This is a genomic window from Actinomadura sp. KC216 (genome assembly GCF_004348535.1).
Lineage (GTDB): Bacteria > Actinomycetota > Actinomycetes > Streptosporangiales > Streptosporangiaceae > Spirillospora.
This window is the reverse complement of the sequence record NZ_SMJX01000647.1, coordinates 1-1,048: the sequence shown is the minus strand read 5'-3', so window position 1 is coordinate 1,048 and position 1,048 is coordinate 1. Positions and strand designations below refer to the sequence as shown.

Below are 1,048 nucleotides of genomic sequence, written 5' to 3'. Positions count from 1 at the left end.
GGCGTGGTCGGGGGTGAAGACGTGCGCCGTCCTGGCCCTGCTGGTCTGGACGCGGCGGCGCCTGCCGGTGCTGCGCATGGACCGCTTCATGACGCTGGCCTGGACGGTCCTGATCCCCGCCACGCTGTTGCAGATGCTCGTCGTCGGAATCGTCGTCGTGTGAGGGGGACGGGTGGTGGAGGACGTCGGGTTCTGGGTGCTCGCCGTGGCGGCGGTCGGGTTCGGCGTGGCGGTGTTCGTCGTCGACTCGATGGCGCGGGCGACGTTCGCGCTGCTCGCGTCCTTCCTCTGCGTCGGCGGCGAGCTGCTGCTGGTCGAGCTGCGCTATCTCGGCGCGCTGGTGATCCTGATGATGATCATGGAAATGCTGGTCATGGTCGTCTTCATGGTCATGTACATGATGAACCCGGCCGGGCTGATGCCGATGACGATGGTGCACAACGCGCGGGGCGCGGCCGTCATCGCGGGCGGCGCGTTCGCGGCGCTGGCGGCGGGGATCCTCGTGGTGCCCTGGCCGGAGCGCAAGGGGCGCCCGCCGCGCGACCCGACGTTCGCGCTCGGCGAGTCGATCATGGGGCCGAAGATGCTGGTCATGATGGTGATCGGCATCGCCATCCTGGCGACCATGATCGCCACCGTGGTGCTGGCGACGCATCGGGGCCGCTATGACGGGGGCCGCCATGACGCTTGAGGCGTTCCTGCTGCTGGCCGCCGCGCTGTTCTGCGTCGGGCTGTTCGGGGCGCTGACCCAGCAGTCGATCGTGATGGTGATGATGGGCCTCGAACTGATGATCAACGGGGTGATCGTCGCGGCGGCCGGGTTCTGGTACCGGGTGTCGCCGGAGTCGGCGGACGGGCAGGTGCTCGTCCTGCTCGCCGTCACCGTGATGGCGCTGGAGATGGCGATGGGCTTCGCCGTGGTCACCGCACTTTTCCGCGCCCGGGACGTCGACTTGACGGATGAGGCGGGTGATCTGAAGGGATGAGCGCAGCGCTCCGGGGGGTGTGGGGAGTCGTCCCCCCACAGGAAACGGGGATGATCCGGGGG

The 1,048-nt window shown here is 68.9% G+C and carries 3 protein-coding genes; all 3 read left to right on the top strand.

Annotated features, from left to right (window positions below; all coding sequences use genetic code 11):
- The first annotated feature begins 13 nt into the window (after window positions 1–13).
- The 3 genes from E1264_RS42780 to nuoK are packed head-to-tail and all read left to right on the top strand — an operon-like array spanning window position 14 to window position 986.
- Window positions 14–163 (top strand): NADH-quinone oxidoreductase subunit H, encoded by a 150-nt coding sequence (locus E1264_RS42780; protein ID WP_243711528.1) that lies wholly within the window; start codon window positions 14–16, stop codon window positions 161–163.
- A 9-nt stretch (window positions 164–172) separates the two neighbouring features.
- Window positions 173–691 carry an NADH-quinone oxidoreductase subunit J gene (locus E1264_RS42775; RefSeq protein ID WP_132183312.1) on the top strand — a complete coding sequence of 173 codons (519 nt, stop codon included), beginning with the start codon at window positions 173–175 and terminating at the stop codon, window positions 689–691.
- Window positions 681–986, top strand: a complete 306-nt coding sequence (gene nuoK / locus E1264_RS42770; RefSeq protein ID WP_132183310.1) for an NADH-quinone oxidoreductase subunit NuoK — start codon at window positions 681–683, stop codon at window positions 984–986. The genes E1264_RS42775 and nuoK overlap by 11 nt, the downstream gene beginning before the upstream one ends.
- The last annotated feature ends 62 nt before the right edge of the window (window positions 987–1,048 follow it).